The 1,012-nt window shown below is 46.7% G+C and carries 1 protein-coding gene; it reads right to left on the bottom strand.

The features are described from left to right. Positions 1–1,012, bottom strand: a 1,012-nt coding sequence (locus A3763_RS22785) for an FAD-binding protein (RefSeq protein ID WP_156495275.1), incomplete at both ends; no start/stop codon positions are given.

Here is a 1,012-nt window from a genome sequence, read left to right as displayed (position 1 = left end):
CTCTCTCACCTATTTCGTCGAGCATCTTAAGACCTTTCTGCATGGTCTCACCTTCACGGAAAACGCCAAAGTAAAGCTGCATCGTGCTTTGCAAATCTTCTCGAACCTTAGCAACACTTTCACCGCCAGTCGTATTATCCAAACGATCCAAACGACTTAATGCGGCTTCGATATCAGCCTCTGTTGCATCATCAGTTGCAAAACCTTCGCGCAAAGATTTCTCAATCTGCAAACCGGCAGCACGACCAAATACAACCAAATCAAGTAGCGAGTTACCACCAAGACGATTTGCACCATGAACTGATACACAAGCAGCTTCACCACAAGCATATAGACCTTCGATAACGTGATCGTTACCTTCAGCATCCTGCGTTAGTGCCTGACCACCGATATTAGTCGGAATACCACCCATCATATAGTGACAAGTTGGTACAACCGGAATTGGTACCTTAACCGGATCAACGTGAGCAAATGTACGTGACAATTCAAGAATACCTGGAAGCTTGGCATTCAAGGTTTCTTCACCCAAATGGTCCAACTTCAACATAACGTGATCTTTATTTGGACCACAACCACGGCCTTCTAGTATTTCCATAACCATTGAACGCGCAACAACGTCACGACCAGCAAGATCTTTAGCGTTAGGTGCGTAACGTTCCATGAAACGTTCGCCTTCGCCATTGATCAGGTAACCACCTTCACCACGACAACCTTCTGTTACCAGTGTACCCGCTCCAGCGATACCTGTTGGGTGGAACTGCCACATTTCCATATCCTGCGCTGGGAAGCCAGCGCGAAGCGCCATCCCCATACCGTCACCAGTATTAATCAAAGCGTTAGTAGTCGACTGATAAATACGACCAGCACCACCCGTCGCCATAACAGTTGCCTTAGCCTTAACGTATACACGCTCACCTGTTTCAATACAGATAGCAATGACACCAACCACTGCACCTTTTTGGTTTTTCACCAAATCGACTGCATACCATTCATTAAGAAAGGTAGTGCCGCC

The sequence above is a fragment of the Oleiphilus sp. HI0128 genome, assembly GCF_001635365.1.
This window is presented reverse-complemented; position numbering and strand designations above follow the sequence as displayed.